The organism is Clostridium sardiniense, assembly GCF_050584765.1.
Classification (GTDB): domain Bacteria; phylum Bacillota; class Clostridia; order Clostridiales; family Clostridiaceae; genus Clostridium; species Clostridium sardiniense_A.
On the sequence record NZ_JBNOOR010000002.1, the window covers coordinates 270,269 to 294,178 of the forward strand.

Annotated in this window: 25 protein-coding genes; 11 read left to right on the plus strand and 14 right to left on the minus strand. The window is 28.0% G+C overall.

Annotated elements, in window-relative coordinates:
- The first annotated feature begins 103 nt into the window (after window positions 1-103).
- Together ACQPUW_RS10965 and ACQPUW_RS10970 are read left to right on the plus strand one after the other, a co-directional pair.
- Window positions 104-808, plus strand: a complete 705-nt coding sequence (locus ACQPUW_RS10965; protein ID WP_430837530.1) for a DUF421 domain-containing protein — start codon at window positions 104-106, stop codon at window positions 806-808.
- A 198-nt stretch (window positions 809-1,006) separates the two neighbouring features.
- Window positions 1,007-1,759 carry an acyl-[acyl-carrier-protein] thioesterase gene (locus ACQPUW_RS10970; RefSeq protein WP_430837531.1) on the plus strand — a complete coding sequence of 251 codons (753 nt, stop codon included), beginning with the start codon at window positions 1,007-1,009 and terminating at the stop codon, window positions 1,757-1,759.
- 88 nt (window positions 1,760-1,847) lie between these two features.
- Here the strand turns inward: ACQPUW_RS10970 and ACQPUW_RS10975 are convergent, their stop codons facing one another.
- Entirely contained in the window at window positions 1,848-3,227 is a 1,380-nt protein-coding gene (locus ACQPUW_RS10975; RefSeq protein ID WP_430837532.1) for a sensor histidine kinase, read from the minus strand.
- 3 nt (window positions 3,228-3,230) lie between these two features.
- Complete coding sequence (locus tag ACQPUW_RS10980) at window positions 3,231-3,953, minus strand: response regulator transcription factor (protein WP_430837533.1); 723 nt, start codon at window positions 3,951-3,953, stop codon at window positions 3,231-3,233.
- Window positions 3,954-4,244: 291 nt separating this feature from the next.
- On the opposite strand from ACQPUW_RS10980, the gene ACQPUW_RS10985 reads away from it, so the two are divergent.
- A complete protein-coding gene (locus ACQPUW_RS10985) occupies window positions 4,245-4,910 on the plus strand; it encodes a hypothetical protein (RefSeq protein WP_430837534.1) in 666 nt (221 codons plus the stop codon).
- Between the two features lie 61 nt (window positions 4,911-4,971).
- On the opposite strand, the gene ACQPUW_RS10990 is transcribed toward ACQPUW_RS10985, so the two are convergent.
- From ACQPUW_RS10990 to ACQPUW_RS11015, 6 genes are all read right to left on the minus strand, one after another.
- Window positions 4,972-5,307, minus strand: a complete 336-nt coding sequence (locus ACQPUW_RS10990) for a DUF3784 domain-containing protein (RefSeq protein ID WP_430837535.1) — start codon at window positions 5,305-5,307, stop codon at window positions 4,972-4,974.
- Window positions 5,308-5,603: 296 nt separating this feature from the next.
- The gene (locus ACQPUW_RS10995; RefSeq protein ID WP_430837536.1) at window positions 5,604-6,461 is read right to left on the minus strand and encodes an AraC family transcriptional regulator; all 858 of its coding nucleotides are present in this window, start codon (window positions 6,459-6,461) and stop codon (window positions 5,604-5,606) included.
- A 204-nt stretch (window positions 6,462-6,665) separates the two neighbouring features.
- Window positions 6,666-7,895, minus strand: a complete 1,230-nt coding sequence (fliB, locus tag ACQPUW_RS11000) for a flagellin lysine-N-methylase (RefSeq protein WP_430837537.1) — start codon at window positions 7,893-7,895, stop codon at window positions 6,666-6,668.
- 165 nt (window positions 7,896-8,060) lie between these two features.
- Window positions 8,061-9,773, minus strand: a complete 1,713-nt coding sequence (locus tag ACQPUW_RS11005) for a WD40/YVTN/BNR-like repeat-containing protein (RefSeq protein WP_430837538.1) — start codon at window positions 9,771-9,773, stop codon at window positions 8,061-8,063.
- 181 nt (window positions 9,774-9,954) lie between these two features.
- Window positions 9,955-10,272 carry a hypothetical protein gene (locus tag ACQPUW_RS11010; RefSeq protein WP_430837539.1) on the minus strand — a complete coding sequence of 106 codons (318 nt, stop codon included), beginning with the start codon at window positions 10,270-10,272 and terminating at the stop codon, window positions 9,955-9,957.
- A gap of 235 nt (window positions 10,273-10,507) precedes the next feature.
- Window positions 10,508-12,745, minus strand: coding sequence for an ATP-binding cassette domain-containing protein (locus ACQPUW_RS11015; RefSeq protein ID WP_430837540.1), 2,238 nt, complete (start codon window positions 12,743-12,745; stop codon window positions 10,508-10,510).
- A 437-nt stretch (window positions 12,746-13,182) separates the two neighbouring features.
- On the opposite strand from ACQPUW_RS11015, the gene ACQPUW_RS11020 reads away from it, so the two are divergent.
- The 4 genes from ACQPUW_RS11020 to ACQPUW_RS11035 all read left to right on the plus strand — a co-directional run bounded on the left by ACQPUW_RS11020 (window position 13,183) and on the right by ACQPUW_RS11035 (window position 15,237).
- Entirely contained in the window at window positions 13,183-13,461 is a 279-nt protein-coding gene (locus tag ACQPUW_RS11020; protein ID WP_221861676.1) for a CD3324 family protein, read from the plus strand.
- 293 nt (window positions 13,462-13,754) lie between these two features.
- Window positions 13,755-14,414 (plus strand): FusB/FusC family EF-G-binding protein, encoded by a 660-nt coding sequence (locus ACQPUW_RS11025; RefSeq protein WP_430837541.1) that lies wholly within the window; start codon window positions 13,755-13,757, stop codon window positions 14,412-14,414.
- A gap of 176 nt (window positions 14,415-14,590) precedes the next feature.
- Window positions 14,591-14,923: a DMT family transporter gene (locus ACQPUW_RS11030; RefSeq protein WP_430837542.1), complete on the plus strand. Its 333-nt coding sequence runs from the start codon at window positions 14,591-14,593 to the stop codon at window positions 14,921-14,923.
- Window positions 14,924-14,925: 2 nt separating this feature from the next.
- A complete protein-coding gene (locus ACQPUW_RS11035; protein WP_430837543.1) occupies window positions 14,926-15,237 on the plus strand; it encodes a DMT family transporter in 312 nt (103 codons plus the stop codon).
- Window positions 15,238-15,556: 319 nt separating this feature from the next.
- Here the strand turns inward: ACQPUW_RS11035 and ACQPUW_RS11040 are convergent, their stop codons facing one another.
- The 4 genes from ACQPUW_RS11040 to ACQPUW_RS11055 form a co-directional block, all read right to left on the minus strand.
- Entirely contained in the window at window positions 15,557-16,561 is a 1,005-nt protein-coding gene (locus ACQPUW_RS11040; RefSeq protein ID WP_430837544.1) for an aldo/keto reductase, read from the minus strand.
- Between the two features lie 152 nt (window positions 16,562-16,713).
- Window positions 16,714-17,124, minus strand: a complete 411-nt coding sequence (locus ACQPUW_RS11045) for a MerR family transcriptional regulator (protein WP_430837545.1) — start codon at window positions 17,122-17,124, stop codon at window positions 16,714-16,716.
- Between the two features lie 38 nt (window positions 17,125-17,162).
- A complete protein-coding gene (locus ACQPUW_RS11050; RefSeq protein ID WP_430837546.1) occupies window positions 17,163-17,657 on the minus strand; it encodes an NAD(+) diphosphatase in 495 nt (164 codons plus the stop codon).
- Window positions 17,658-17,895: 238 nt separating this feature from the next.
- Entirely contained in the window at window positions 17,896-18,102 is a 207-nt protein-coding gene (locus ACQPUW_RS11055; protein ID WP_430837547.1) for a hypothetical protein, read from the minus strand.
- Window positions 18,103-18,284: 182 nt separating this feature from the next.
- On the opposite strand from ACQPUW_RS11055, the gene ACQPUW_RS11060 reads away from it, so the two are divergent.
- Together ACQPUW_RS11060 and ACQPUW_RS11065 are read left to right on the plus strand one after the other, a co-directional pair.
- Window positions 18,285-19,154, plus strand: a complete 870-nt coding sequence (locus ACQPUW_RS11060) for a Cof-type HAD-IIB family hydrolase (RefSeq protein WP_430837548.1) — start codon at window positions 18,285-18,287, stop codon at window positions 19,152-19,154.
- A 49-nt stretch (window positions 19,155-19,203) separates the two neighbouring features.
- Window positions 19,204-20,052 (plus strand): MurR/RpiR family transcriptional regulator, encoded by an 849-nt coding sequence (locus ACQPUW_RS11065; RefSeq protein WP_430837549.1) that lies wholly within the window; start codon window positions 19,204-19,206, stop codon window positions 20,050-20,052.
- Window positions 20,053-20,247: 195 nt separating this feature from the next.
- Here ACQPUW_RS11065 and ACQPUW_RS11070 read toward each other — a convergent pair whose 3' ends face one another.
- A complete protein-coding gene (locus ACQPUW_RS11070; RefSeq protein ID WP_430837550.1) occupies window positions 20,248-21,072 on the minus strand; it encodes a VanW family protein in 825 nt (274 codons plus the stop codon).
- 213 nt (window positions 21,073-21,285) lie between these two features.
- On the minus strand, window positions 21,286-21,759 hold the full coding sequence (locus ACQPUW_RS11075) for a MarR family winged helix-turn-helix transcriptional regulator (RefSeq protein ID WP_430837551.1): 474 nt from the start codon (window positions 21,757-21,759) through the stop codon (window positions 21,286-21,288).
- A gap of 143 nt (window positions 21,760-21,902) precedes the next feature.
- On the opposite strand from ACQPUW_RS11075, the gene ACQPUW_RS11080 reads away from it, so the two are divergent.
- On the plus strand, window positions 21,903-22,529 hold the full coding sequence (locus ACQPUW_RS11080; protein ID WP_430837552.1) for an FMN-dependent NADH-azoreductase: 627 nt from the start codon (window positions 21,903-21,905) through the stop codon (window positions 22,527-22,529).
- Window positions 22,530-22,693: 164 nt separating this feature from the next.
- A complete protein-coding gene (locus ACQPUW_RS11085) occupies window positions 22,694-23,824 on the plus strand; it encodes an MFS transporter (RefSeq protein WP_430837553.1) in 1,131 nt (376 codons plus the stop codon).
- The last annotated feature ends 86 nt before the right edge of the window (window positions 23,825-23,910 follow it).

Genomic DNA, 23,910 nt, shown 5'->3' on the forward strand with positions numbered 1-23,910 from the left:
TAAAATAACAATTTGTGAATTCCTTCAATTCTTTTAATTTTTTTATCAATTACTGGTTAAAATAACATAAGTATTAAATATTTTGGTAAAGGAGATATCTTATATGGACTTTTTACATGGTCAGGAAACACTTACTACCATTGACTGGATACTTCGCGCTATTATTGCTTTTTTCTTTTTGCTGACTATTGCAAAACTCTTAGGACAACGTGCCCTTTCTCAATTAAGACTTCTTGATTTTGTTGTTTCTATAGTAATTGGTAATATTATTGCCCATCCCTTATCTGACGAAAAACTCGGATTAAAAGGCTCTATAATTACAACACTTGTATTAGTTATATTATATCTTTGTGGAATATTTAGCATTTTTATATTTCCGTCTCTTAGAAGATTTATTAATAATTCACCAATCACACTTGTTCAAAACGGTGAAATCCTTTATAAAGGATTAAAAAAGGCGCGAATATCAATTGATGTATTATTAGAGGAATTACGAGTAGAAAAAGTAGATGACGTGAAAAAGGTAGCATTAGCAACTTGGGAACCTAATGGAAAAGTTTCTGTTTTTTTAGATCCAAAATACGAACCAATTACCCCTTCGTCCTTGAGTATAGAAACGGAACCTTTTAATTTTTCAAGAACAATTATCAAAGAGGGGAAAATTAATTTCAAGGAGCTAAAGGAATTTCATAAGGACGAAGATTGGGTTGTTTCCAAATTAGAAGTCTTATATCAAACTGAGATAAAAAATGTTTTGTTCGCTACCCTTGATAATAAAGATAACTTAAAAGCTTTTTTATATAGGTAATATGCTTACATCTTTAATTATGCAACCTTAGTATTTGTGGATTTGTATAATTAGTAAAAGATAATTTAATCTGCCTTAATAAAATATCTATCAACCTAATATTACTTATATTTCCTATGCAGAATATAGAATTTTTAAAACTGTGATATAATATTTAATATGAAATACATACCAACTTTATAAGAGGAGGAAATATAATTGAATAATGTTTTTGAAAAGGAATACAAAATAGATATTTTTAATGTTGATTCTGAACATAAATGCAAATTTTCATCTTTAGTAGATTACTTATGGGATGTTGTTATTTCTCAATCTGATTATTTAGGTGAAACTAACGAAGGATTTGTTCATAATCAATGTATTTGGGTTCTTTTAAAGTATGACATAACTATATATGAATACCCTAAATTTAGAGATAAGATAACTGTAGATACTAAAGCTTTAGGTACAAAGAAGTTTTATGGTTATAGACACAATAATATAAAAGATTCTGAAGGAAAAATTATAGGTGAAGTTGTTTCAACAGCTATATTAATAGACTTTGAGAAAAGACGTCCTATGAAAATATCACCTGATCAACGCGAAGTATATGGAATTGAAGGAGAATTAGAAGAAGTACCTCCTTTAGATGATATTCCTAATATTCAAAAAGAGGACTATATAAAGGATTATCCTGTTAGATATAGTGATATAGATTCTAATGGTCATGTGAATAATGTAAAGTATATGGAAATGGCAATGGATACTCTTCCAAGGTCTATATTAAATGAATATGAGCTATTTAATATCAAAGTACTCTTTAAAAAAGAAACAACTGACGGAGATACATTACATATTTCATCTGAAGTAATTGATGATGACAATAACGAGATTACTACTATTCATAATATTACAAGTAATACTACTGGAAAGCTTCTTACGAAGTTACAATTTATATGGAAGAAAAAATAATATAAAGTACTAAAAGCTTAGCAATAAAAATACTAAGCTTTTCTATTATTCTTTTTTAATAAAAATTCATTTAAGAACTTCATTTCAACTAAAATTTTATATTTATTTTTAATCCTTTTCCTAGCTTACTTGTAGCATAAATATTGCCACCATGAGCTTTAACAATATCATAAGCTATAGCCATTCCTAGTCCTGATCCTTCTACTTTCCTACTTGTATCTGTTCCTCTATAGTATCTTTTAAATATATTATTTAACTCCTCTTCAGATACTCCTCTACCATTATCCTCTACCAAAATATCTACATTATTATCATTAAGCTTTTGTATATTTATATTTATCTTTACATCATTACTGTTGTGAACAAATGAATTTATTATAAGATTTACAAATACTCTTTTTATTAAATGCTCATCTAGTTCTAGTAATATCTCCTCATCTGAATAATTAAAACTTATATTACTATGGCTATATTTTTCATCATTTATAATATAAATTACAACATGTCTTACTAAGGATACTATATTTATTTTTTCCTTATTTAAAACTAAAGCATTATTTTTAAGTCTAGTTGATAAATTTAAATCTTCAACTAAAGTTTTTATATATTCACTTTTACTTATTATAGTATTGCAGCATTTTTTTCTTGTTTCATCATCTATTTCATATTCAGTGTCTTCCATTATTTCTGCATTTCCAATAATTGAAGTAAGAGGAGTTTTTATATCATGAGAAATGTTTGAAATCCACTCTTCTCTCATATTTTCTAACTTTTCTCTTTCCCTCTCATTACTTTGCAATCTATCTTCTAATTGATTTAAACAAGTTTCTACTTCATAATAGATTCCAAGCTTTACTTTTCTCTTTGAATAAATACCATTAGATAAATTTAATATCTTATCAGCAATTCTACTTATAGGTCTAGTTACCCTTAAAGTATATAAAAAGCTTATTATTAATACTAAAACTACATTCATAACAATTAATGTAGGAAACTTATGTGCCTTTTCAATTAGCTTAGAATCATAAACGTAAGTCACTCTTTTTACTTCATTAGAATCTAAAAATAATAAATATGTATAAACATTATTTCCTAAAGTTTTTTCATCTAAAAACAAAGTTTTATTATCATCATTATACATATTTATAAGTGATACATTAGAATAATTAGATGGAGCTATATTAGGTTTGTTATAATTATAAACTTCATTATTATTTTCATCCAATATTTGAAGTCCAGCATTATTTTCTTCTAAAAATTTTATTCCATTATTATTAACTAATACTTTATTATCCTTTGATAAATATAAATAATCCTTAAATTCTGATATTATCTCTTCTGGATGATAATTGTATAACACTCCTTCTTTATAAATGTTACTTCTCATGAAAGCAATATTTATAATTACAATAATTGAACATGCTAATATAAATGATACAGCGTAATGAGCCAAAAGTTTTCCCTTCATACATTACTCTCCATTCATCATAAACTTATAACCTAGTCCAATTACTGTAGTTATATACTTCGGTTTTGACGGATTATCTTCAATTTTCATCCTAAGTTTTCTTATATGAACTGTAATTGTATTGTCATAACCAAAGAAGTTCTCTCCCCAAACTTCATTACAAATCATCTCTTTACTTATTATTCTATTGGGATTATTAATTAAATACATTAGAAGCTTTAATTCCTTTGCAGTAAATTCTAGAAGTTTTGCACATTTATATACTTCACTTGTTTCTTCATTTATTTCAATATCTCCAAACTTAATAATCCTATTAACCTTTATATTTTTATTTATAGATACATTGTCAAAAGCTTTAAGCCTTGCCTTTAATCTATATGCTACCTCTTTAGCACTAAAAGGCTTAGTAATGTAATCATCAGCACCAATTGCAAAACCTAGTAGCCTATCTACCTCTTCTGCTTTTGCTGATATAAATAATATTGGTGCTTGGCTATATTTTCTAAGTTCATTAAAAACATCATATCCACTTATATCAGGTAACATAATATCTAAAAGGACTATATCTGGATTAACTTTTTTAAATAATTCTATTCCATCTGTCCCATTGTTAGCTATAAAAATATTTTTAAAACCCTCTCTTTTTAATACAGTATCTAAAATATCTATAATATCTTGTTCATCATCAATTATTAAAACCTTATACTTATCAAAAATATTATTCATATATCCCCAGTCCCCTTATTTTTTTTAGATTATATCATAGAAATACCTAATATATACTATATTTCTAACTATATAAATTTATTTAAGATGGATTTAAGATGAAATTTATCCCAGTTAAATATAAATATAATAAACTAATATCAGAATTAATACTGTTTTAAGTCATTGTCAATTTTTAGATAGCCCTTCAGAACTAATTGATTATTAAGATGTTCTTACAGTTCTATCTAAAAAATAAACATTACTAAAAAAAGTAGCTTAATCACAAATAATTTAATAAGGAGATTACTTATGCAAGCAATTATGGAACCAATTTTTCACGTAGTTTATTTAACTACAGTCATTACTTTAGGAATTATAATGATAAGCAAATCAAAAGATAATAAGTATTTTAAACTATTTGGAACAATGTCAGTAGTATTAGGATGTGGTGATGCATTCCATCTAATTCCTAGAATATATGCTTTATTAACTACTGGATTAGAGAGTCATGCAGCTTCACTAGGATTTGGTAAGCTAGTTACATCAATAACTATGACGATTTTCTATCTTATACTGTATAAGATTTGGAAAATTAGATTTGATGCTAAAGGTACAAAAACATTGGATATAACAATGTATGTATTAGCTGGAATTAGAATTGTCCTTTGTCTATTCCCTCAAAATGAATGGTTTGTAAATAATCCACCAGTTAGCTGGGGCATATACAGAAATATACCATTTGCAATTATGGGAATTATTATGATTTATCTTTTATATAGCTCTGGAGTTAAACATAACGATAAGGATTATAAAAATCTTGGTATAGCTGTATTTTTATCATTTGCATTCTATATTCCAGTTGTGCTTTGGGCATCTGAAAGTATGCTTGTTGGAATGCTTATGATACCTAAAACTTTAGCATATGTTTGGATAATCTTAATTGGATATAAGGAATTTAGGAAGGCTATTAAATAGTACTTCTATAATAAAAATAGCGAGGAAGTTTGGACAACTTCTTCGCTATTTTTTATTTATATTATTTCTTTCTGTATTTTCTAAATGCTTTTTCTGGATCCATATGAACATCTTTTATAAATAGAATTATCCAAATAATAATTGCTATAATAGCAAAGTAGTTACTTATAAAATATGAGAGTATTGCTCCTAAAAGTAAGACTATAGCCCAAAGAAAAAATGAGTTTCTCATATCCATACTCATTTTCTTTTTATCGTATTTTTCTCTTTCTTCTTTTGAAAATGAATTAAATCCACTAATTATTACTGTTGCTTTTTCTTTTAATACTGCAAAAATTATTGAGACTATTAAAAATATTATTGCAAGTACTAAGCAAGTTGTTGACCATACATTCATAATAATATCCCCCTTTTACTAATTCCACCTATATTTTACCATATACATTATAAATACTATTATTTCAATCTCAACTTTTAATTATATATTTTTATAAAAACAACAATTTATTGATACCCCTGTTTAAAAACGAGGATACTGAAAATTTAAACTTTTTCAATACCCTCATATTTTCATATCTTATTTTTTAGGCTAATCCAAATATCATTTGGTTAATTAAATGATATTGAAATATTGTCTCCATCCTTTTTCGTCCTATCTAAAAAACTTACATATCCTAATATCTTAATTAAGTCCTATTTTTTCTTTACTGGAATCCAAATTTCGCTATAGTAATTTTTATCTAAAATCCCCTTTTCATACTCACTTGGATCACTATACATTTCTATATTATAACCTGCAGTAATCTCATAATCTCTACAGTTAGGTAACCACTCTGAAAATATTTTCTTATTAGTTTCTTGAATTGATGCTGGGCTTGGTCCGTAACAAGGGAAAACAGCCCAAGTAAACTTAGGGATTGTTTTAACTATATATCCTTCCATACCTTCTTTTTCTTTAGAATAATCCTCTGCAATAAGGTACTCAAACTCATTACCACCCATTTCCTCATCAATGTTGATACCATACATTCCGCATATATCCTTTAACTTTCCTTGTGAAATATGCTCATTCCAGAATGAAGGTACCTCCATAAATGCTGAATCATATTTAAATTTCTTAGATGCTCCTACAACCTTAAACGAATCCTTCTCAACTATTTTATAATCCATAATATATCCACCTTCCAACGAAAATTTGATTTTAAGGGCAACAAAGGACTTTATCATTGCGCCCTCTTTACGAACCGCAGATGGTGTAACTCCATGAAATCTTGTAAAAGCTTTAGTGAAGCTGTCTGGAGAATCATATCCATACTTTATTGCAATATCTATTATTTTTTCATTAGTAGATAAAACCTCACTGCCGGCAAGTGCAAGTCTTCTTCTCTTAATGTACTCACTTAAAGAATATCCACATAACATTCCAAATCCTTTTTGAAAATAAAAAGGAGAAATATTTACCCTATCTGCAATTTCTTTCATGGATAAATCCTTGGTAATATTCTCTTCAATATAAGAAATAGCTTCTCTAATACTTTCAATCCACTCCATAAATTTTATCCCCCTTACAATTCGTTAATCTAATCTTACCATCATGAAAGATTGATATCCCGACTTTTTAAGCTTTCTTTTGTCCAATAATTATTATACCCCATTTCGATCTAATAAAAATATTGCTGCTACACCCTTACTCTTTACTGACTCTCTAAGCTTTTCTAGTATTACTTTTATATTTTCTTCATCGATTTACTTCTATTACTTTAATATAGGTAAATGTATTTTAACAAACTCTATATTATTAAATTCCTTCTCTTTTATATACTTCAATAAATTAACTAAATAATTTCTATGATGTCCTATACTCTTTGAGAAAACTTGAATAAATTTAATTACATCCTCTTTAGATTCCTCTTTATTATTTAGATACATACCAACTAAATAAAATCTAATAAATGAATATCTCATTAAAAGCATAATATACCCATCAAATACTGATTGTGTCTCAGAGAATGGGAACATGTAATTATACATGAAATTCACAAGGTAATTTTCAAATATATAGCTATTCTTATTTATAAACTCTTCTGAGTAATCTTCAAATGCTTTTATGTACACATCTGAATATTTACTTATGTTATCTTCTTCAAAATTAAAGCCATTCATAACTTCATTAGTACATTCTTTAAAATAAACGCTGTCCACTTCATCAAGTATATTTAAATACTTCATTGTCTTTTTAAAGAAATCCACTTGAAGTAGATAACTAAATTCATCTTTATCATAAGGATCATTTACTGAATCTATATCATACTCTTTAATGAACTTAGGTACATCCTTATAGTTATATTTAAGTTCTTCTTCTAATTCATTTATAAATTCACCTAATATGTAAAGTCTTTTATTTAAATCAAACTTTCTATTCTTTATTATTTTGATACTTAAATCTCTAATCTCTTTAAGGTATTTCATAGGAGAATCTTTAAACTCTTTAGATTTAGTATCGATTTCACTTGATATTATATGTTTTCCTAAAATTTCTTCACTCTCTTCAAATTCAATACCTTCTTCTTTTGATAAAAGTATTCTTGCAGCTTCTGGACAAGATACATCAAGTGACATTTCATAGTATCCGTCTATTTTATTTAATATTCTAGGGAAAGATGTACAAACATTTGAAAGATATTCTTCTCCAAGATTAGAATAAATAATACAATAATTATCTTCATCTAAAAAAGGACATCTTTTATCTCCTTTTAATTTTACTTTTCCATAGTCTACATCAGGACTTTGACAATACTCATTATTATGAACATTTTTCTGGAACAGCTTCTTCATTTCTTTATCTTTAACTTTGTAATATTGTCTGAAGGTAGTTTTATCAATATCTATATCCCAGCCGATACAACAGCTATCTTCACACTTTCCACCTATACATTCAAATTCTTTAAGATATTTTGGATATCTTTTTTTTATACTTTTTTCCATGGTATACTTCCTTTGCAAATAAATTAATTCCAGTCTTTTTTATATTTATTTTACTATAGTATTTTATATTTGTCAGACATGCTTATAACAAATAACCACATTAATTATGCACAAAAATAAAATAAGCCAATGATAATCTAATACCATTGGCTTACCTAATACCTTTTATGAATCTCTAGCTACTTCTTTTACGTACTTCCATGTCTTTCCTTCATCCTTTGATTCATACAAAGCCTTACTTACGCCATTATAGTCTCCATCAGAACCTTGTCCTACTAAAACTTTAAGAGTTCCATCTTCCTTATAAGGCATTTCAGGAAAATCAAAAGGATTATAAGTTTTTTCCTCATCTAATTTTATTTTAACTTCTGGAAGTTCTACCTTTTTGTAAGATAGACCTCCATCATCTGTACGATACAAATCAGCATAGCTTCCGCCACTATGAGATAAAGCTAAGAATCCAAGCTTATCATTTAAAAATGTTATTCCAGCGGCTCCTCCACTCCATCCTGAGAATGGATCTCCATTTATAACCTTCCATGTAGCTCCAGCATCCTTAGTTCCATATAGTGCGTAAAATCTACTACCTAGCGCTGCACCAGCTTCTACTAAACGATAACCAACTTTATCTGATAAATAAAATTCCTGTGTCTCTTTATTTATTGGTATAGAAAAATTTTTATCATCATCTGACTGTAAAGATTTTGCTTCTTTAACTTCATTTAAATTCTCTACCAAATTATATCTAACAGGAGTATATCTAGTCTCTTTATCTGGTACAAATACAGAAACAGTATTTTCTATTATCTCTGATGAAACAACATCAGGTGATTTTTGGTTTCCGTCTGGATCAATATAAACAATTCCATCTGTGTTATAACCCCAGCTTCTTTTACCACGATAAAGGATACCGTATTGCTTTTCATTCCACTTACTTACTGTTTGCTTAAGTGGAATAATTTTCATTGTATCAATTAATGGTTTTAAAAGCTTGTCTTCATTATAATCTGCATATACGTTTCTATTTAGATATACGGTAATCTTATTTGAGCTACTTCTATCATAAGAAATTAAATAACTTTTTAATTCACCTTTATCATTTTTTCCATAAATAAAAGTATCAATGTATGTTATTATTCCATCTGAATCAAAGTAAAGTCTAAACTCATCAGAAACATATAATTTTTCAGGCATATGAAATTTTTCATTTACATCAGTAAATATCCCCTCTATACCATCTTTATATATATCATTATGATTAAACTCTACAGTCTTTTTATCCTTTAAATCTTGTATAATCCATGAAAGTTTACCATTATATTTTATTCCGCTACGATATATTTTTGCTCCATAAAATAATGTTATAAAAATTATAAGCATTACAGCTAAATACGTCCATATAACTTTATAAACTGGCTTAATTGTTATAACCTCATTTAAAGCTTTCTTTAGCCTCTCTATTTCTTCAGGTGTTTTATTTAGCATATTCAGCAAAAGTATATCTTTATTTTTAAGCTTTATAAATCCATATTTTTTATTTATGCTAAATGACTTAACATCTTGAAAATTTACTTGTACAACTTCACTTTGTAGATCTTCTTGCAAAACATTTATTCCATTATAATTTAATTCATATCTGTCTATAATTTGCTTTGGTACACTTACTGGGTTTCTTTTAGCTCTAATTATGAACAATATAAGCCAAGCCAAGAAGAATATCATACATACACTTAATATAGCAATATTATTATTAAATCTTCCAAACCTAGCTAATGTATTTAATTCATAAAATGAAATACCATATACAAATATAAATATCGGACAAGTTAGCATTGATAGAAATAACCTTTTTGTTATAACTCTCTTGTATTTTTTCATTTATACATCATTTCCCCTTTTTATTAATCTATATTTTAATACTTATATCTTTTCCGTAAAACCATTCACATTCTAACCTTAAAAATTATAAATTTTTATTTATAATAGCGTTTTCTTAATTAGTAATACTTTATATATATAAGTTTAAGTAATTTATTAAATATCACAATATTCTTTATAGTTAACTATTTATAAAAAGTAGAAATATATTTCCTAAAAATACAATAGCAGATGCAATAGTAGCTTTAGCGCTTATATCTTTTCTAATCATAATAGAATATATATTTATTATTAAAAGTACAGCTGGAATCAATAAAACAAATGCAAATTTAGGCATAGTATTTAATATTTGTCCTGTACTGGAAACCTGAACTGCTATTTCATTTGGTAAGTTCTTTGACATTATTTCGTTTAAACCTAATGTAATAATCATTAAACTAATATTTATTACATCTAATTTATTAACCTTTATCTTCTTTTTACTTTCTTCTATTTTCATATAACTTCCCCCATTACCCATTAACCCTTTTTAATTTCATCTTAATTATATTCCCATATAACTTACTTCAGTAATATTTATTTTATGCATTCCATAAGCTATATCCTTTAAACATAGTAAATACTAAATTTAAAAGCCCCTCACTTTGTGTACAAATATGAGAGGCTCTTATTATTTTACCATAATATAACATAATTCTATATACATTTTAATTTATTTATTATATATTAAATCTCTAAATGTATTTCGCTGTTAGTGATTCTTTGCATTTACGTAATTCCACTGGTGTTCCTTCAAAAATTATTTCTCCACCATTTGTACCACCATCTGGTCCAAGGTCAATAATCCAATCAGCACTTTTAATAACATCTATATTATGTTCAATTATAATTACAGTGTTTCCGTTATCTACAATGTTTTGAACTATATTTATAAAATTCTCAATGTCTGCCATATGAAGCCCTGTAGTTGGTTCATCCATAATATATACAGAGCTTTCCTTATGTAGCTCACTTGCAAGCTTTAACCTTTGACATTCTCCTCCTGATAATGTATCAAGAGTTTGCCCTAGTGTTAAATATCCAATTCCCATCTCTTCTATTGACTGTAACTTAGTTTTAATTGGCTTTAATTTAAAGAATTCTATTGCTTCAGAAACTGTCATATCTAAGACATCCATTATATTTTTATCTTGGAATTTATATCCTAAAGACTCTTTTCTAAATCTTTTACCTTCACAAACATCACAAGGAGTTTTAATATTTTCCATAAAAGCAAGATTTGTTTCTATAACTCCAGTTCCTTTACAATTCTCACAAGCACCTTCTGAATTATAACTAAATAATGATGCATTAACCTCATTAACTTTTGCAAAAGCTTTTCTGATATTATCCATAATCCCACTATAAGTTGCTAAATTAGATCTTGAATTTGCTCCTATTGGACTTTGATCTATTAGTACTGCTTGTTTATTTTGTTTTAAGAATTCATGCTTTATAAGTGTACTCTTACCTGAACCTGCAACCCCTGTAACTACTGTTAATACACCTTTTGGAATTGTAACTGAGATATTCTTTAAGTTATTCTTATTACAATTAACAACCTCTAAATACCCATTATGACTTCTTACATCTTCATTTATTGAAGTGATATTATTTAATGCATTTCCTGTAAGTGTACCTGATGTTAGTAGTTCCTCATAACTTCCTTCATATACAATAGTTCCACCCTTTTTACCTGCACGTGGACCAACATCAACTATATGATCTGCTATCTTAATTACATCTGGATCATGTTCAACAACTATTACAGTATTACCTTTATCACGTAATTTTTTTAGAAGATTATTTAATTTATGGACATCTCTTGGATGAAGTCCTATACTTGGCTCATCAAATATATACATTAAATCTATAAGGTTACTATTTAAATGCTTTACCATTTTAATACGTTGTGATTCTCCACCAGAAAGTGATGATGTTTCTCTATCTAAAGTTAAGTATCCAAGACCTATATCTATGATATTATTAAGTTTTTCTATTATTCCTTTTACTAATGGCTTAGCTTCTGGTTCATCAATTTCAGAAATAACATTTACAAGTTTATCAATCTGCATACTTGTAAGGTCTGCAATATTATAACCATTAATTAAACATTTATATACCTGCTCATTAAGTCTTCTTCCATTACATAGAGGACATTCCCCTTCTTTTAGAAGTTTATTTAACTTTTTCTTTGCAGCTTCTGACATTTCCCCTTCTTTTTTTAGATATAATCTATTAAATTTAACCATTAATCCTTCATAAGTTAAATTCATTGTACCAACATCAGATATCTTTATTTTTTCAGCTTCTCCATGTAAAAACTTCTCTAATTCTTCCTCTGAATAATCACATATTTTTTTATCATTATCAAAGAAGCCTGATTCTGTGAAGAGTTTCCAATGCCAAGAACCAACTCCAAATCCTGAAAGTAAAATTGCTCCTTCATTTAAAGACTTGCTTTTATCAAGAATCATGTCCATATCTACCGTTAACTTCTTACCAATACCTTCACATTCTGGGCACATACCATTTACATCATTAAATGAAAACATGTTAGCTTTTCCTAAATTAATACTTCCAAATCTTGAATATAAAGCTCTAAGAAATGAATTAATATCAGTGATTGTTCCTAAAGTTGATCTAGAATTTCCACCAATTCTCTTTTGGTCAATTATTATTGGTGTTGATAAATTTTCAATATAATCCGCCTTTACATCACCATACTTTGGTAGAAAATTTCTTATAAAAGCGCTAAAAGTCTCATTTAACTGGCGCTGCGCTTCTTTTGCTACTGTCTCAAAAACAATAGATGATTTACCTGAACCAGATACCCCTGTAAATATTGTTATTTTTCTTTTTGGTATCTTTAATGAAATGTTCTTTAGATTATTTTCTCTACACCCTTTTAAGGTTATATATTCTTCATTCATGTTCTGCCCTCCATTTATCCATTAAATCTATACTTAATTATTACTTCTTCTTTTGTGTGTAATTATAACCACATAGAAAATTTATAACCTTTATGATTTAGATTTAATGCTAATTTTAGCTATAAGGATCTAAAATTTTAGGCTTTTATCTATTTAGGTATTGAAAATTATACCAGAAATCAAATCATAAACCTACTGTTATTTTAATTATGATATAATTGGCATATCGTATTGGAGGTGTTTTTTATGAAGGTTTGTAATACATTCAGCTCTAAATCAGGCTGCTCCTTGCAAAGACTACAACAAAGTCAGCTATGCCTTGTTTGGAGCCTAAGCTGTTAAGTTAGCTGAAATACGTACATGTTTTAGGTTCTTTAACACATAGCTTTTTAGTATTCTTTGCTTTAATACTATCGTAAAAGTGAAGGAGTAAGGAAATGAAGTATTTAAAAGCGCAAGATGTGTTACCAGAAGAAATTCTTAAAATAATACAAGAATATGTAGACGGAGATTACCTTTATGTCCCAAGGAAAAATGGAAACCATAAATCCTGGGGAGAAAAGAGCGGTATAAAAAGTGTACTTAAGATAAGAAATAATGAAATTTATAAAAAATATCTTAATGGTACTACTATTAAGGAACTAGCTCAAGAATACTACTTGTCAGAAAAGAGTATCAGGAGAATAATAAGTCAAGAGAAACGTCTATGCTCATAATCGTTACAGAATTATTTATTAGATTGAATATTTATTTAAAATCGTGTTATTCTTTCATTGTATCAATTCAATGAAAGTTATAATTTCTAATTTAATACAATATTCATAGGTAAACTGATTATGAATGTTTAATATATTTTAAATTTAGATGATTATTGTTACTTTCAGTTGAAGTAATAATAATCATCTTTTTTATTATTGATCTGTTAGTGAAATGAAACTGTAAGTAATATATTATTGGCTTACATGAATAATAAAAATGTCATATATTTAGAAAAGAGGTGCTAGGTTTTATGAAAACTTTCATAAAAAAACATGAATATAATTATATAAAAAAATGTTTATATGATTTAAATAATGCTTTTAGAAATTGTATAGATACTAATACTATTGAAGCAACTAGAGCATATATACAAGATAAAATATTAAGTATTTTTACAAATTTATCTGAAGAAGAAAGAGATTTGCTCGATATTAGTAAAATAACTGATTCCTTACATATCAATCCTTATTTAAGTAACTTGAATGAATATGTATATGGAATGCCAAAGATCACAAATGCACAAATTAGTAAATTATTTAAAAAGGAAAAAAAATTAAAATTACCTGATTTAACAGTTCTGGATTCAAAGAATGTATATTTAGGTTGGATTGATCAATCTATAAGAAAATTACTTATAGCTTATAATATGGATGGAAAGTTTGTAGGTATGGCATGTAGAATTTCAAATTTTAATTCTAACAATACTAATGTATGTACACTTTGCAATCATATAGGCCCTGATAACGAAGTTGCATTTGTTTCACCTGTATGTAAAAAGGCTAATGCTGGAAAAGATTATTATAGATCAATAGGCTTTCATGTATGTTTAGATAGTGAGAAGTGTAATGAGAGAATTGTGTCCGTAGAAAAACTTGAGAACATCTTAAAAGATGTTAATAATATAAAGTAAAATTTATATTATTATCTTCACTTAATAAGTGATGTGGAAAGTCAAAAAAATTGACATCTATTTTTTCACATGCTAAAATGGCATTGTTTATCGGAGGGTTAGAAAAAGACCGGATAAGATATTTATCTTATCCGGTCTTTTTTGTCCTTATACTATATTAAAATTGGAGGAATATTATGAATAAAGCTTGGACTTATGTTATTATAGGTGGATTTTTAGAAGTTTTTTGGGCTCTTTGCTTAAAAAAATCTAATGGTTTCACAAACTTAGGATATACAGCAATAACTATTATCTTAGTTGTAATAAGCTTCTATCTTTTTTCCAAAGGAATGACCTTATTACCTTCTGGAATAGCATATACAGTTTTCACTGGAATTGGAGCCATTGGTACAATCGTTTTTGGAATTTTAATTTTAGGTGAAAGTATTAGCTTTCCAAAGATTATTTTTAGCTGTTTATTACTAATAGGAATTATTGGTTTAAAAATAAATTCAAAAGAAGAGGTGTAACAATGGATTGGCTATTTTTAATTTGCTCTGGCTTATGTGAGGTTCTTCTAGTTTATTGCATAAAGAAGTCAGCTGGATTTACTCATAAACTATGGTCCTTAATTGTTATTTTAGTTGCAGCTAGTAGCTTAACTCTTTTGTCAATGGCTATGAGAACAACTGAAGCTGGAACTGCTTATAGTATTTGGGTCGCCATAGGCTCAGTGGGATCACTTTTATTAGGTGCTTTCTTATTTAATGAGAATCTATCTAAAAAACAATTTTTTTATTTAATCTTGATTATAATTTCAGTAATTGGATTAAAGGTATTCTAAAATAAACAATAAATTAAAAAACTAGAAATATAACTCTTAGGCTGCATATTTTTATATACTTTTTCGATTAAAAAACAGAATTTATCATAAAATTGTAGCAGTTAAAATGGCACCATTTATCTAATAAGCATAGATAGTTAGTGCCATTTATCTATAAGGATATTCTTATTTGCTTTTGATATTTAATAAGTATTATGAAATATTTCTTTAAAATTAATCTATTAATAAGTACTATCAAACATATCTTTAAGATTAATCTATTAATTAGTATCATTATTAAGTTTTACATATACTTTAATTTCTCAAAAATATTGCATATTTATATTCCAGTTAATTTTTCTTGATCTTCTGGATAACGCTCTCCAATAATATGAATCTTTGAAATTGCTTGATTTAATTCATATAATTCTTCCTTTGTAAATCTAATATCCACAGATCCTATATTATCTTTCAAACGCTCTAACTTTTTAGTTCCAGGAATAGGAACAATCCATGGCTTTTGATATAATATCCATGATAGTGCAATTTGTGCTGGTGTAGTTTCTTTCTTTGATGCAACTTCTTTTACTATATCTGCTAATGCCATATTGGCAGCCATATTTTCCGCATTAAAACGTGGTATAGCATTACGGAAATCTGTACTTTCAAATTTAGTATCCTTATTAATATTTCCTGTTAAAAATCCTTTTCCTAGTGGACTAAATGGAACAAATCCAATACCAAGCTCCTCTAAGACTGGTAACAACTCTTCTTCTGGATTACGATACCACATGGAATATTCACTTTGTATAGCAGAAAGCGGACAAACTTCATGAGCACGACGAACTGTTTCCACTCCTGGTTCAGAAATTCCCCAGTATAAAACTTTTCCTTCTTTTATTAATTCTCCAACTGTGCCAGCAACTTCTTCAATAGGCACCTCTGGATCAACACGATGTTGATATAATAAATCAATATGATCTATTTTTAGACGTTTAAGCATGCCATCCACTGCTCTTCTAATTGTTTCAGGACGACTATCTAAACTAACAACCTTTCCACTTTTTCCTGTTCTTTGCCCTTGTAAATCAAACCCAAATTTAGTTGCAATAATAACTTTATCACGATATGGCTTTAATGCTTCTCCTAAAAGTTCCTCATTTGTATATGGTCCATAAGCTTCAGCTGTATCAAAAAAAGTTACTCCTAAATCAACAGCTTGATGAATAAATTTGACCATATCATTTTTTTCTGGAAATGGTGGATAACTTTGAGTCATCCCCATACATCCAAGTCCAATAGTAGATACTTCAAGTCCTTGATTTCCTAATTTTCTTCTCTTCATAAATAACCCTCATCCCTTCATTTTTATTATTTATATTTAATTTATCTTTTCTTTCTCTTCTATAATAAAATTCTAAACCCTTAAGTCTACTTAAGGTCAATAGATAAAACAGAAATTATTTATAAAAAAAGCACGAAATTCTTTCATGCTCTTTAGTCATCTTTCTTACATTCTCTCTTTTTCCAATCATCAACTAACTCTCTTGTAACTGGTTCACAAAGATTATAATAATTATTTATTTTATAATTTGTAACATCAAGACATTCTTGTAATTCCCTCATTCTCTCCTCAATGCTTTCTTTGATTTCTATGAGTATATGTCTTCTTTCCTTCTTTGTTGACTCTCCCATCTCTGCAAGACGAATATATTCTATAATTAATTCTATACTTGCTCCAGCCTTTTTAAACTTCATTACAAACTCTATCCAGCGTATTGATATCTCATCATAATCTCTAATTCCTGATGCTGTTCTTGGAACTTTTGGAATTAAGCCAATTCTTTCATAATAACGTAGATTATCAATAGATACCCCTGTTAATTCAGATGCTTCCTTTATTGTCATTTGATTTCCCCTCCATACTAAATAACAATATTAATATTTTATATGTAATTCATTTTCTTAAAAGCATATATTAAAAATTCTTCTGCTAAACTTTCACTTTTAATATGCTTTATTGCATCTTTAAAGGTAAACCATTGTGCTTTATCAATCTCATCATTAATTCGACTTAAATCTTCACTATCTACTGTACAAATGAAATTACACATTAGTGTATTAGTTTTTTCATAATATTTACTCTTCATATATTGATAATCTTTAATATTAAGACCTGTCTCTTCTTTTACTTCTCTTACTAAAGTTTGTTCTGCATCCTCACCTTTATTAATATATCCTGCTACAAGTATGTTATCTACTCGTCCATACTGCTGTATAAGCAACACTTTATTTTTATCAGGATTTAAAATAATCGCACTTATAGCTGAACTAAAGCCAGGAAAACGAAACATTTTACATTCACTACAATATGGAACCTCTCCCTCATCATTACATTGTTTATTTATTAATTTATTTCCACACTGAAAACAATAACTCATATTATTACTCCTTTTGTATCTATATAATTTTATAATTATCTTATTTGTACTATTCTTAGATTTACATATCTTAAAATTAAAGACATTATAATTACTTCCATAAACTATTTTTCTTTTTCTCTAATATTATAGTCTCTTTCTATCATAAACTAAATAACAAAAACCTCATTTATTTATAATACGCTTCTCCGTAACTATTCTAAGTGAGGTTTTCCATCTTTATTCCCATATATCTCTGCTACTTTTGAAGCTCCCTATTTAGAAGAAATATATTTTCTATTTCATTTCCCTGCTCATCGTAATACTTTACTTGTGCCCCTGTTATATATCCCGCTGTGTCTCTATCAAGTGCACTCCCTTGAATCTTTAATAAGGATTCTTCATTCATAGGTAGATTTACTTCTTTTATCTCATTATCTCTTTCGCATACTATTTTTACTTTCATGTTTATCACTCTCCTTTATAAGATTAGTATGCTTCAATAAAATCTAAAAAATGATAGACTTGTTTCATTTATTATTTGCTAACTTTATTATTTTTGATATATATTATTCATTCTTTAATTATGCTATTTATTTATAAAAGTAGTATTAGTATAATCAAATAAAAACTATGGGGGAAAGATATATGAGTAATATAAAAGTAATTATTATGGATGTGGATGGTACATTAACTAATAGTAAAAAAGTAATTACAAAGAAAACTAAGGATGCTTTAATTAAAGCACAAGAAGCAGGAGTTCTATTAATTCTAGCATCAGGAAGACCTACATCTGGCTTAATGGATTTGGCTAAAGAATTAAAAATGGACGAGAATCATGGACTTTTAGTTTCCTTTAACGGTTCTAAGGTGGTTGATTGTCAGACTAATGAAGTTTTATTTAATGAAACAATGAGTGTTGAAGATGGACGAGCAGTACTTGAACATATGAAGAAATTTGATGTTAAACCTATGATTGATAAAGGTGACTATATGTATGTTAATGATGTTTTCGACAATCAGATAAATTACAACGGAGAGCCTTTTAACATAATTCAATATGAATCTCGTGGTGGTAAATTCAAGTTATGTGAAAAGGATGATTTAGCAGCCTTTGCTGACTATCCACTAAATAAAATTTTAACTGCAGGAGAACCTGAATATCTACAGGCTAATTACAAAGAAATGATGGAACCATTTAAAGACACTTTAAGTTGTATGTTTACAGCACCTTTCTACTTTGAATTTACTGCTAAAGGAATTGATAAGGCTAAAGCTTTAGATACTGTACTAATTCCTATGGGGTATAAAAAAGAAGAAATGATTGCTTTTGGAGATGGACATAATGATGCCTCAATGGTTAAATATGCTGGTATCGGAGTAGCTATGGATAATGCAGTAGATGATTTAAAAGCTATAGCTGATGAAGTTACTTTATCTAATGAAGAAGATGGTATTGCTTATACACTAAGTAAGCACTTAAAGGATATAGATATTTTAAATTATTCTTTCGCTTAAAACAGTAAAATTTAACAAAATATTGTATAATGTTCATGAGGTGATCTTCATGAACATTTTTAGTAAATTAAACAAACTAACCAACTTAACTGAAAATGAGAAAACATTAGTTAGCTATATGCAGAATAATCCTGAAACCTTTGTAAAAATGAGCGCTGTTGAAATTAGTAAAGCTTGCTTTATTTCAACTTCAACTATTTATAGATTTTGCCAAAAATTAGATTTATCAGGACTGTCAGAATTAAAAGTACAAGTATCTGTGTCTATTAATGAGTTTTTAAAAGAAAAGAGTTCATTAAATTATAACTATCCCTTTAAGCAAAATGAAACACAAAATCAAATTGTAATAAAAATGAAGGAATTATATGAACAAGCACTAGTATCTTCATTAAATTTAATAGATTTAGATCAATTAAGGTTGATTTCTAATGTTTTAAAAAAGGCAAAACACATTGATTTTTATACATCTGCTGGAAACCTTTATTTTGCAGAAAACTTTAAATTTCAAATGCAAGAAATCGGAACCTTTATTAATGTTCCAATAGAAGAATATCATCAGCTTTTAACAGCTTCTACCAGTGATGAAAATCATATTGCAATAATAGTTTCTTTTGAAGGTAGAGGAATGATAATACAAAATATAGCTGATATATTAAAAAAGAACAAAACTCCAATTATTTTAATTTCTTCTACAAATGAAAATCCTCTTACTAAATATGCAAGCTATCAGTTATATTTAAGTTCAAATGAAAACCACTTTAATAAGATTTCATCTTTTTCAACAAGACTATCTTTATTATATGTTTTAGATTGTATATACACATGCTATTTTGAATTTGATTATGACAAAAATATAATCTATAAACTTGATACATACAAAAAGTTATCTAATAAATAATAATAAAATTTATTAAATATAATATCACTTATTTCACCACAATATTTCCTAAAAATCATTTAAATCAATATTCTCGTAATTCTAAATCATAGTAAGATTAATCCCCCTCTATTTTATTAAGGTATACTTATATAATAAATATTTAAATTTAATATACTTAATATAATATTTCGTATAAATAAAAGAGTGTCCACATTATGAACACTCTTCCTCTTCAAATTCTTCAGGAATATACTTTACTAAAGCACAGTTTTTAGTAACAAGCTCAGTATCTAAAATCCTACCGCCTTCAAACTTAGCTATCTTATTTCTCCAAATTTCATTTTGTCTATAATAATCACCTTCAACTTTTGAAAATTTATGATTCCTTTCAAAAACATGATATCCAAAGTCAAGTTCCTCACTTACCCTAAGTTCCCCTTCTAAGCACTTTTCACTCATCCAAAGATTTATTTGAAATGTATGGCTTGTATTATTTTTTATCTGAAAATCTCCGTAGTTATAAAATATAGTAGCCCCACTACCAAATGGAAGTACCCTTCCCACATCTGGAAATGGATCAAAACCGTGGTGGTGTCTCTCTGTTACAGTAAGAGGACTATGTATTGTAAGCCAATTTAAAAGATTTGCAATCTGGCACAATCCCCCTCCAATTCCCGGTCTTGCTTCACCAAAACAAAGTTCCATTCCTGGAAGATATCCTTTCCTCTTTGTTGGAAGTCCTACTAATTTGCAGAAAGAAAAAACTTCCCCTGGTCTTATGATAATTCCATCTATCTTTTTTATAGCAATTTTTAAGTTTTCAACCTTATTAAGCTGTAACTGTCTATCGCTATCCCCTAATTTTCTGATTAAAACCGATTGATGCTTTTTAACTCTATATGGTAGTTTGTTAAAATCCCTATCCTTTGAAAACTTTATAGAACTAAAATACCACTGCTTATACTTAAGTATACGTCTATACCAAACAGCTAAAAAATAAAATATTGGTCCCCTTTGACTTAATAACTTCTTTTGCATTATAATCTCCCCATCCACCTATTATCTCTACAATTATTATGAATACGATATTTCAATTCACACCTCTATATTTTACAATATTATGGGTATTATTTCAATAATAGGATATAGGGAGCTATTATGTTCTAATTTCAATATTTTAAAAAAAATTTAAGTTACTTATATAAGGATACCTCTATCTAATTATAAAATTAATATTTTAATGTACTTATATTACCAAACTGGTCTTAACTTTGATAATAAATTACATTTATCTGCTTCATAAATTAATTTTGTTAGATCTTCTTTAAGCATTTTCATTCGTTCAGCACCTATATTTTCAATCCAACGGTTTTCAATATCAAGTAATATCTTCTCTTTTGCTTTAATTACTAACCAACCTCGTTCAGTTAAAACAATAATTTTCCCTCTCTTATCATTAGGATTAGCTTTGCGCATTACATAACCATTTTTCTCAAGATGATCAATCATTTTGCTCACAGCTTGCTTTGTAATTCCTAAATATTCTGCTAGTTCTATGCCTGTTGCTCCATCTGGAATCATATATTTAAACATAAAGCCATGTGTAGGTCTAATATCTTCAAATCCTAATTCGCTAAGTCTTTCATGTAATTCATTAATAGATGCACTAAGAGATAGTGACAAAATTGATATAAAATCTAATTCATCAAATAATTGACCATTCATATATAAACCCTCCTTATAAATAAAGTCAATTAAGTTGACTTTATCTAATTTATATTGTACTATATGCAATATAGTCAATCAAGTTGACCATTTTATTAATCATTCATATAAAAAATAAGAGTTAACAACAGGAGGAAAAGAAAATGTCAACAGTTTTATTTGTAAAAGCAAACAATCGTCCAGCAGATCAGGCGGTTAGTGTAAAATTATATGAGACTTTTTTAGCAAGCTATAAGGAATCACATCCAAGTGACACAATAGTAGAGCTTGATTTACACAATGAAGAATTACCATATGTAGGTGTAGATATGGTTAACGGTACTTTTAAGGCTAGTAGAGGGCTAGATTTAACAGAAAAGGAAGCAAAAGCAGTAGCTGTTGCTGATAAATATTTAGATCAATTCCTTGCAGCTGATAAAGTTGTATTTGGTTTCCCACTATGGAACTTAACAATACCAGCTGTACTACATACATATATTGATTACTTAAACCGTGCTGGTAAAACATTCAAATATACACCACAAGGTCCAGTAGGTCTTATTGGAGATAAGAAAATTTTATTATTAAATGCAAGTGGCGGAGTATATTCTAAAGGACCAGCAGCTCATATGGAGATGGCTGTTAAATATGTAGAAAACATGCTTAGCTTCTTCGGAGTAAAAGATATAGAGAAGATAGTGATCGAAGGTCACAGCCAACGTCCAGATAAAGCAGAAGAAATCATTGCTGCAGGACTTGAAAAGGCTATTAAAGTATCAAGCACGTTCTAATTAACAAAATGCTTGTTACTATATATGGCAGTACAAAAACTTTATAGGAGTTGTACTGCTTTTTTATTCGCTTATTTCGTAACAATTTGGTCTCTAAGAACCAAATTGATGCTAGATTTTGATTATTAATTTATTAAATAAATAGAAAGAAGGATTGAATTAAAATGGAACGTTTATGGACAAAAAGTTATATAATGCTCACGGTTAAAGCATTATTACTATTTAGTGGTTTTTATTTACTAATGCCAACACTACCTATGTTTATTAAGAAATTAGGTGGAAGTGATTCTCAGGTTGGATTTATTATTGGAGTATTTACAATATCTTCAGTAATTGTTCGTCCTATTGTTGGAGGGCTAATGGATAAATATGGACGACGCATATTTATAATAAGTGGATTACTATTTTTTGCAATTACAATGTATTTTTATGACTGGGTAACAGGAATTATATTTTTAATAATATTACGTATCCTTCATGGAGTTAGCTGGGCAGCTGCTACAACTTCTATAGGAACTGCTGTAACTGATGTTATTCCACCATCTCGTCGTGGAGAAGGAATGGGGTGGTACGGACTTGCAATGACTTTAGGAATGGCTTTAGGTCCAATATTAGGTCTTTGGGTAGTAAAATCATATTCATTCCATTATCTATTTCTTGTATGTACAGCATTAGCACTTATTGCATTTGTACTTTCATTTGTTACAAAAATTCCAAAAGTTAAGCATGCAGAAAAACAACAAATATCATTCTTTGAAAAAACAGCTTTACCAATCGCTATCGTTACATTTTTCCTATCCCTTACTTTTGGTGGTATTACAACATTTTTACCACTATTTGCAGCAAAGATTCAGGTTAATGTTGGTACATTTTTCTTAGTTTATGCTATCACACTTATATTAACTAGGCCGATTACAGGAAAAATATCTGATAAATATGGAGAAGGAATCATTATTATTCCTGCACTTATTATACTAGCTATTGCACTATTAGTCCTAACACTTACAAAAGGAACTATTGGACTAGTTATTACAGCTATTTTATATGGAATTGGATTTGGATCAGCACAACCTGCTCTTCAAGTAGCGACTATACGATTACTTCCAGCAGAGAAAAGAGGAGTAGCAAACGCTACATTTTTCACTGCCTTTGATTTAGGTATTGGTTTAGGATCTATTACTCTAGGATTTGTTTTACAACTCATGGGATATGAAATGTTATTTATTGTTTGCGCTTTATCTGCTCTCATTAGTTTATTAATTTTTATTTTATTTGTAAGAAATACATTAAAATAACTTTTTAGTTTGCGAAAAAATACTATCATTTTTATAAAAATACATAAAAATGATGCCGTCTTATACATATCTCGAACTATAAACTA

What these genes read in the sequence shown, in the direction of transcription:
- ACQPUW_RS10965 (WP_430837530.1), top strand. Translation starts at nt 104, where the DNA reads ATGGACTTTTTACATGGTCAGGAAACACTTACTACCATTGACTGGATA.
- ACQPUW_RS10975 (WP_430837532.1), bottom strand. Translation starts at nt 3,227, where the DNA reads ATGAAGGGAAAACTTTTGGCTCATTACGCTGTATCATTTATATTAGCA.
- ACQPUW_RS10980 (WP_430837533.1), bottom strand. Translation starts at nt 3,953, where the DNA reads ATGAATAATATTTTTGATAAGTATAAGGTTTTAATAATTGATGATGAA.
- ACQPUW_RS10985 (WP_430837534.1), top strand. Translation starts at nt 4,245, where the DNA reads ATGCAAGCAATTATGGAACCAATTTTTCACGTAGTTTATTTAACTACA.
- ACQPUW_RS10990 (WP_430837535.1), bottom strand. Translation starts at nt 5,307, where the DNA reads ATGAATGTATGGTCAACAACTTGCTTAGTACTTGCAATAATATTTTTA.
- ACQPUW_RS10995 (WP_430837536.1), bottom strand. Translation starts at nt 6,461, where the DNA reads ATGGAGTGGATTGAAAGTATTAGAGAAGCTATTTCTTATATTGAAGAG.
- fliB (WP_430837537.1), bottom strand. Translation starts at nt 7,895, where the DNA reads ATGGAAAAAAGTATAAAAAAAAGATATCCAAAATATCTTAAAGAATTT.
- ACQPUW_RS11005 (WP_430837538.1), bottom strand. Translation starts at nt 9,773, where the DNA reads ATGAAAAAATACAAGAGAGTTATAACAAAAAGGTTATTTCTATCAATG.
- ACQPUW_RS11010 (WP_430837539.1), bottom strand. Translation starts at nt 10,272, where the DNA reads ATGAAAATAGAAGAAAGTAAAAAGAAGATAAAGGTTAATAAATTAGAT.
- ACQPUW_RS11015 (WP_430837540.1), bottom strand. Translation starts at nt 12,745, where the DNA reads ATGAATGAAGAATATATAACCTTAAAAGGGTGTAGAGAAAATAATCTA.
- ACQPUW_RS11020 (WP_221861676.1), top strand. Translation starts at nt 13,183, where the DNA reads ATGAAGTATTTAAAAGCGCAAGATGTGTTACCAGAAGAAATTCTTAAA.
- ACQPUW_RS11025 (WP_430837541.1), top strand. Translation starts at nt 13,755, where the DNA reads ATGAAAACTTTCATAAAAAAACATGAATATAATTATATAAAAAAATGT.
- ACQPUW_RS11030 (WP_430837542.1), top strand. Translation starts at nt 14,591, where the DNA reads ATGAATAAAGCTTGGACTTATGTTATTATAGGTGGATTTTTAGAAGTT.
- ACQPUW_RS11035 (WP_430837543.1), top strand. Translation starts at nt 14,926, where the DNA reads ATGGATTGGCTATTTTTAATTTGCTCTGGCTTATGTGAGGTTCTTCTA.
- ACQPUW_RS11040 (WP_430837544.1), bottom strand. Translation starts at nt 16,561, where the DNA reads ATGAAGAGAAGAAAATTAGGAAATCAAGGACTTGAAGTATCTACTATT.
- ACQPUW_RS11045 (WP_430837545.1), bottom strand. Translation starts at nt 17,124, where the DNA reads ATGACAATAAAGGAAGCATCTGAATTAACAGGGGTATCTATTGATAAT.
- ACQPUW_RS11050 (WP_430837546.1), bottom strand. Translation starts at nt 17,657, where the DNA reads ATGAGTTATTGTTTTCAGTGTGGAAATAAATTAATAAATAAACAATGT.
- ACQPUW_RS11055 (WP_430837547.1), bottom strand. Translation starts at nt 18,102, where the DNA reads ATGAAAGTAAAAATAGTATGCGAAAGAGATAATGAGATAAAAGAAGTA.
- ACQPUW_RS11060 (WP_430837548.1), top strand. Translation starts at nt 18,285, where the DNA reads ATGAGTAATATAAAAGTAATTATTATGGATGTGGATGGTACATTAACT.
- ACQPUW_RS11065 (WP_430837549.1), top strand. Translation starts at nt 19,204, where the DNA reads ATGAACATTTTTAGTAAATTAAACAAACTAACCAACTTAACTGAAAAT.
- ACQPUW_RS11070 (WP_430837550.1), bottom strand. Translation starts at nt 21,072, where the DNA reads ATGCAAAAGAAGTTATTAAGTCAAAGGGGACCAATATTTTATTTTTTA.
- ACQPUW_RS11075 (WP_430837551.1), bottom strand. Translation starts at nt 21,759, where the DNA reads ATGAATGGTCAATTATTTGATGAATTAGATTTTATATCAATTTTGTCA.
- ACQPUW_RS11080 (WP_430837552.1), top strand. Translation starts at nt 21,903, where the DNA reads ATGTCAACAGTTTTATTTGTAAAAGCAAACAATCGTCCAGCAGATCAG.
- ACQPUW_RS11085 (WP_430837553.1), top strand. Translation starts at nt 22,694, where the DNA reads ATGGAACGTTTATGGACAAAAAGTTATATAATGCTCACGGTTAAAGCA.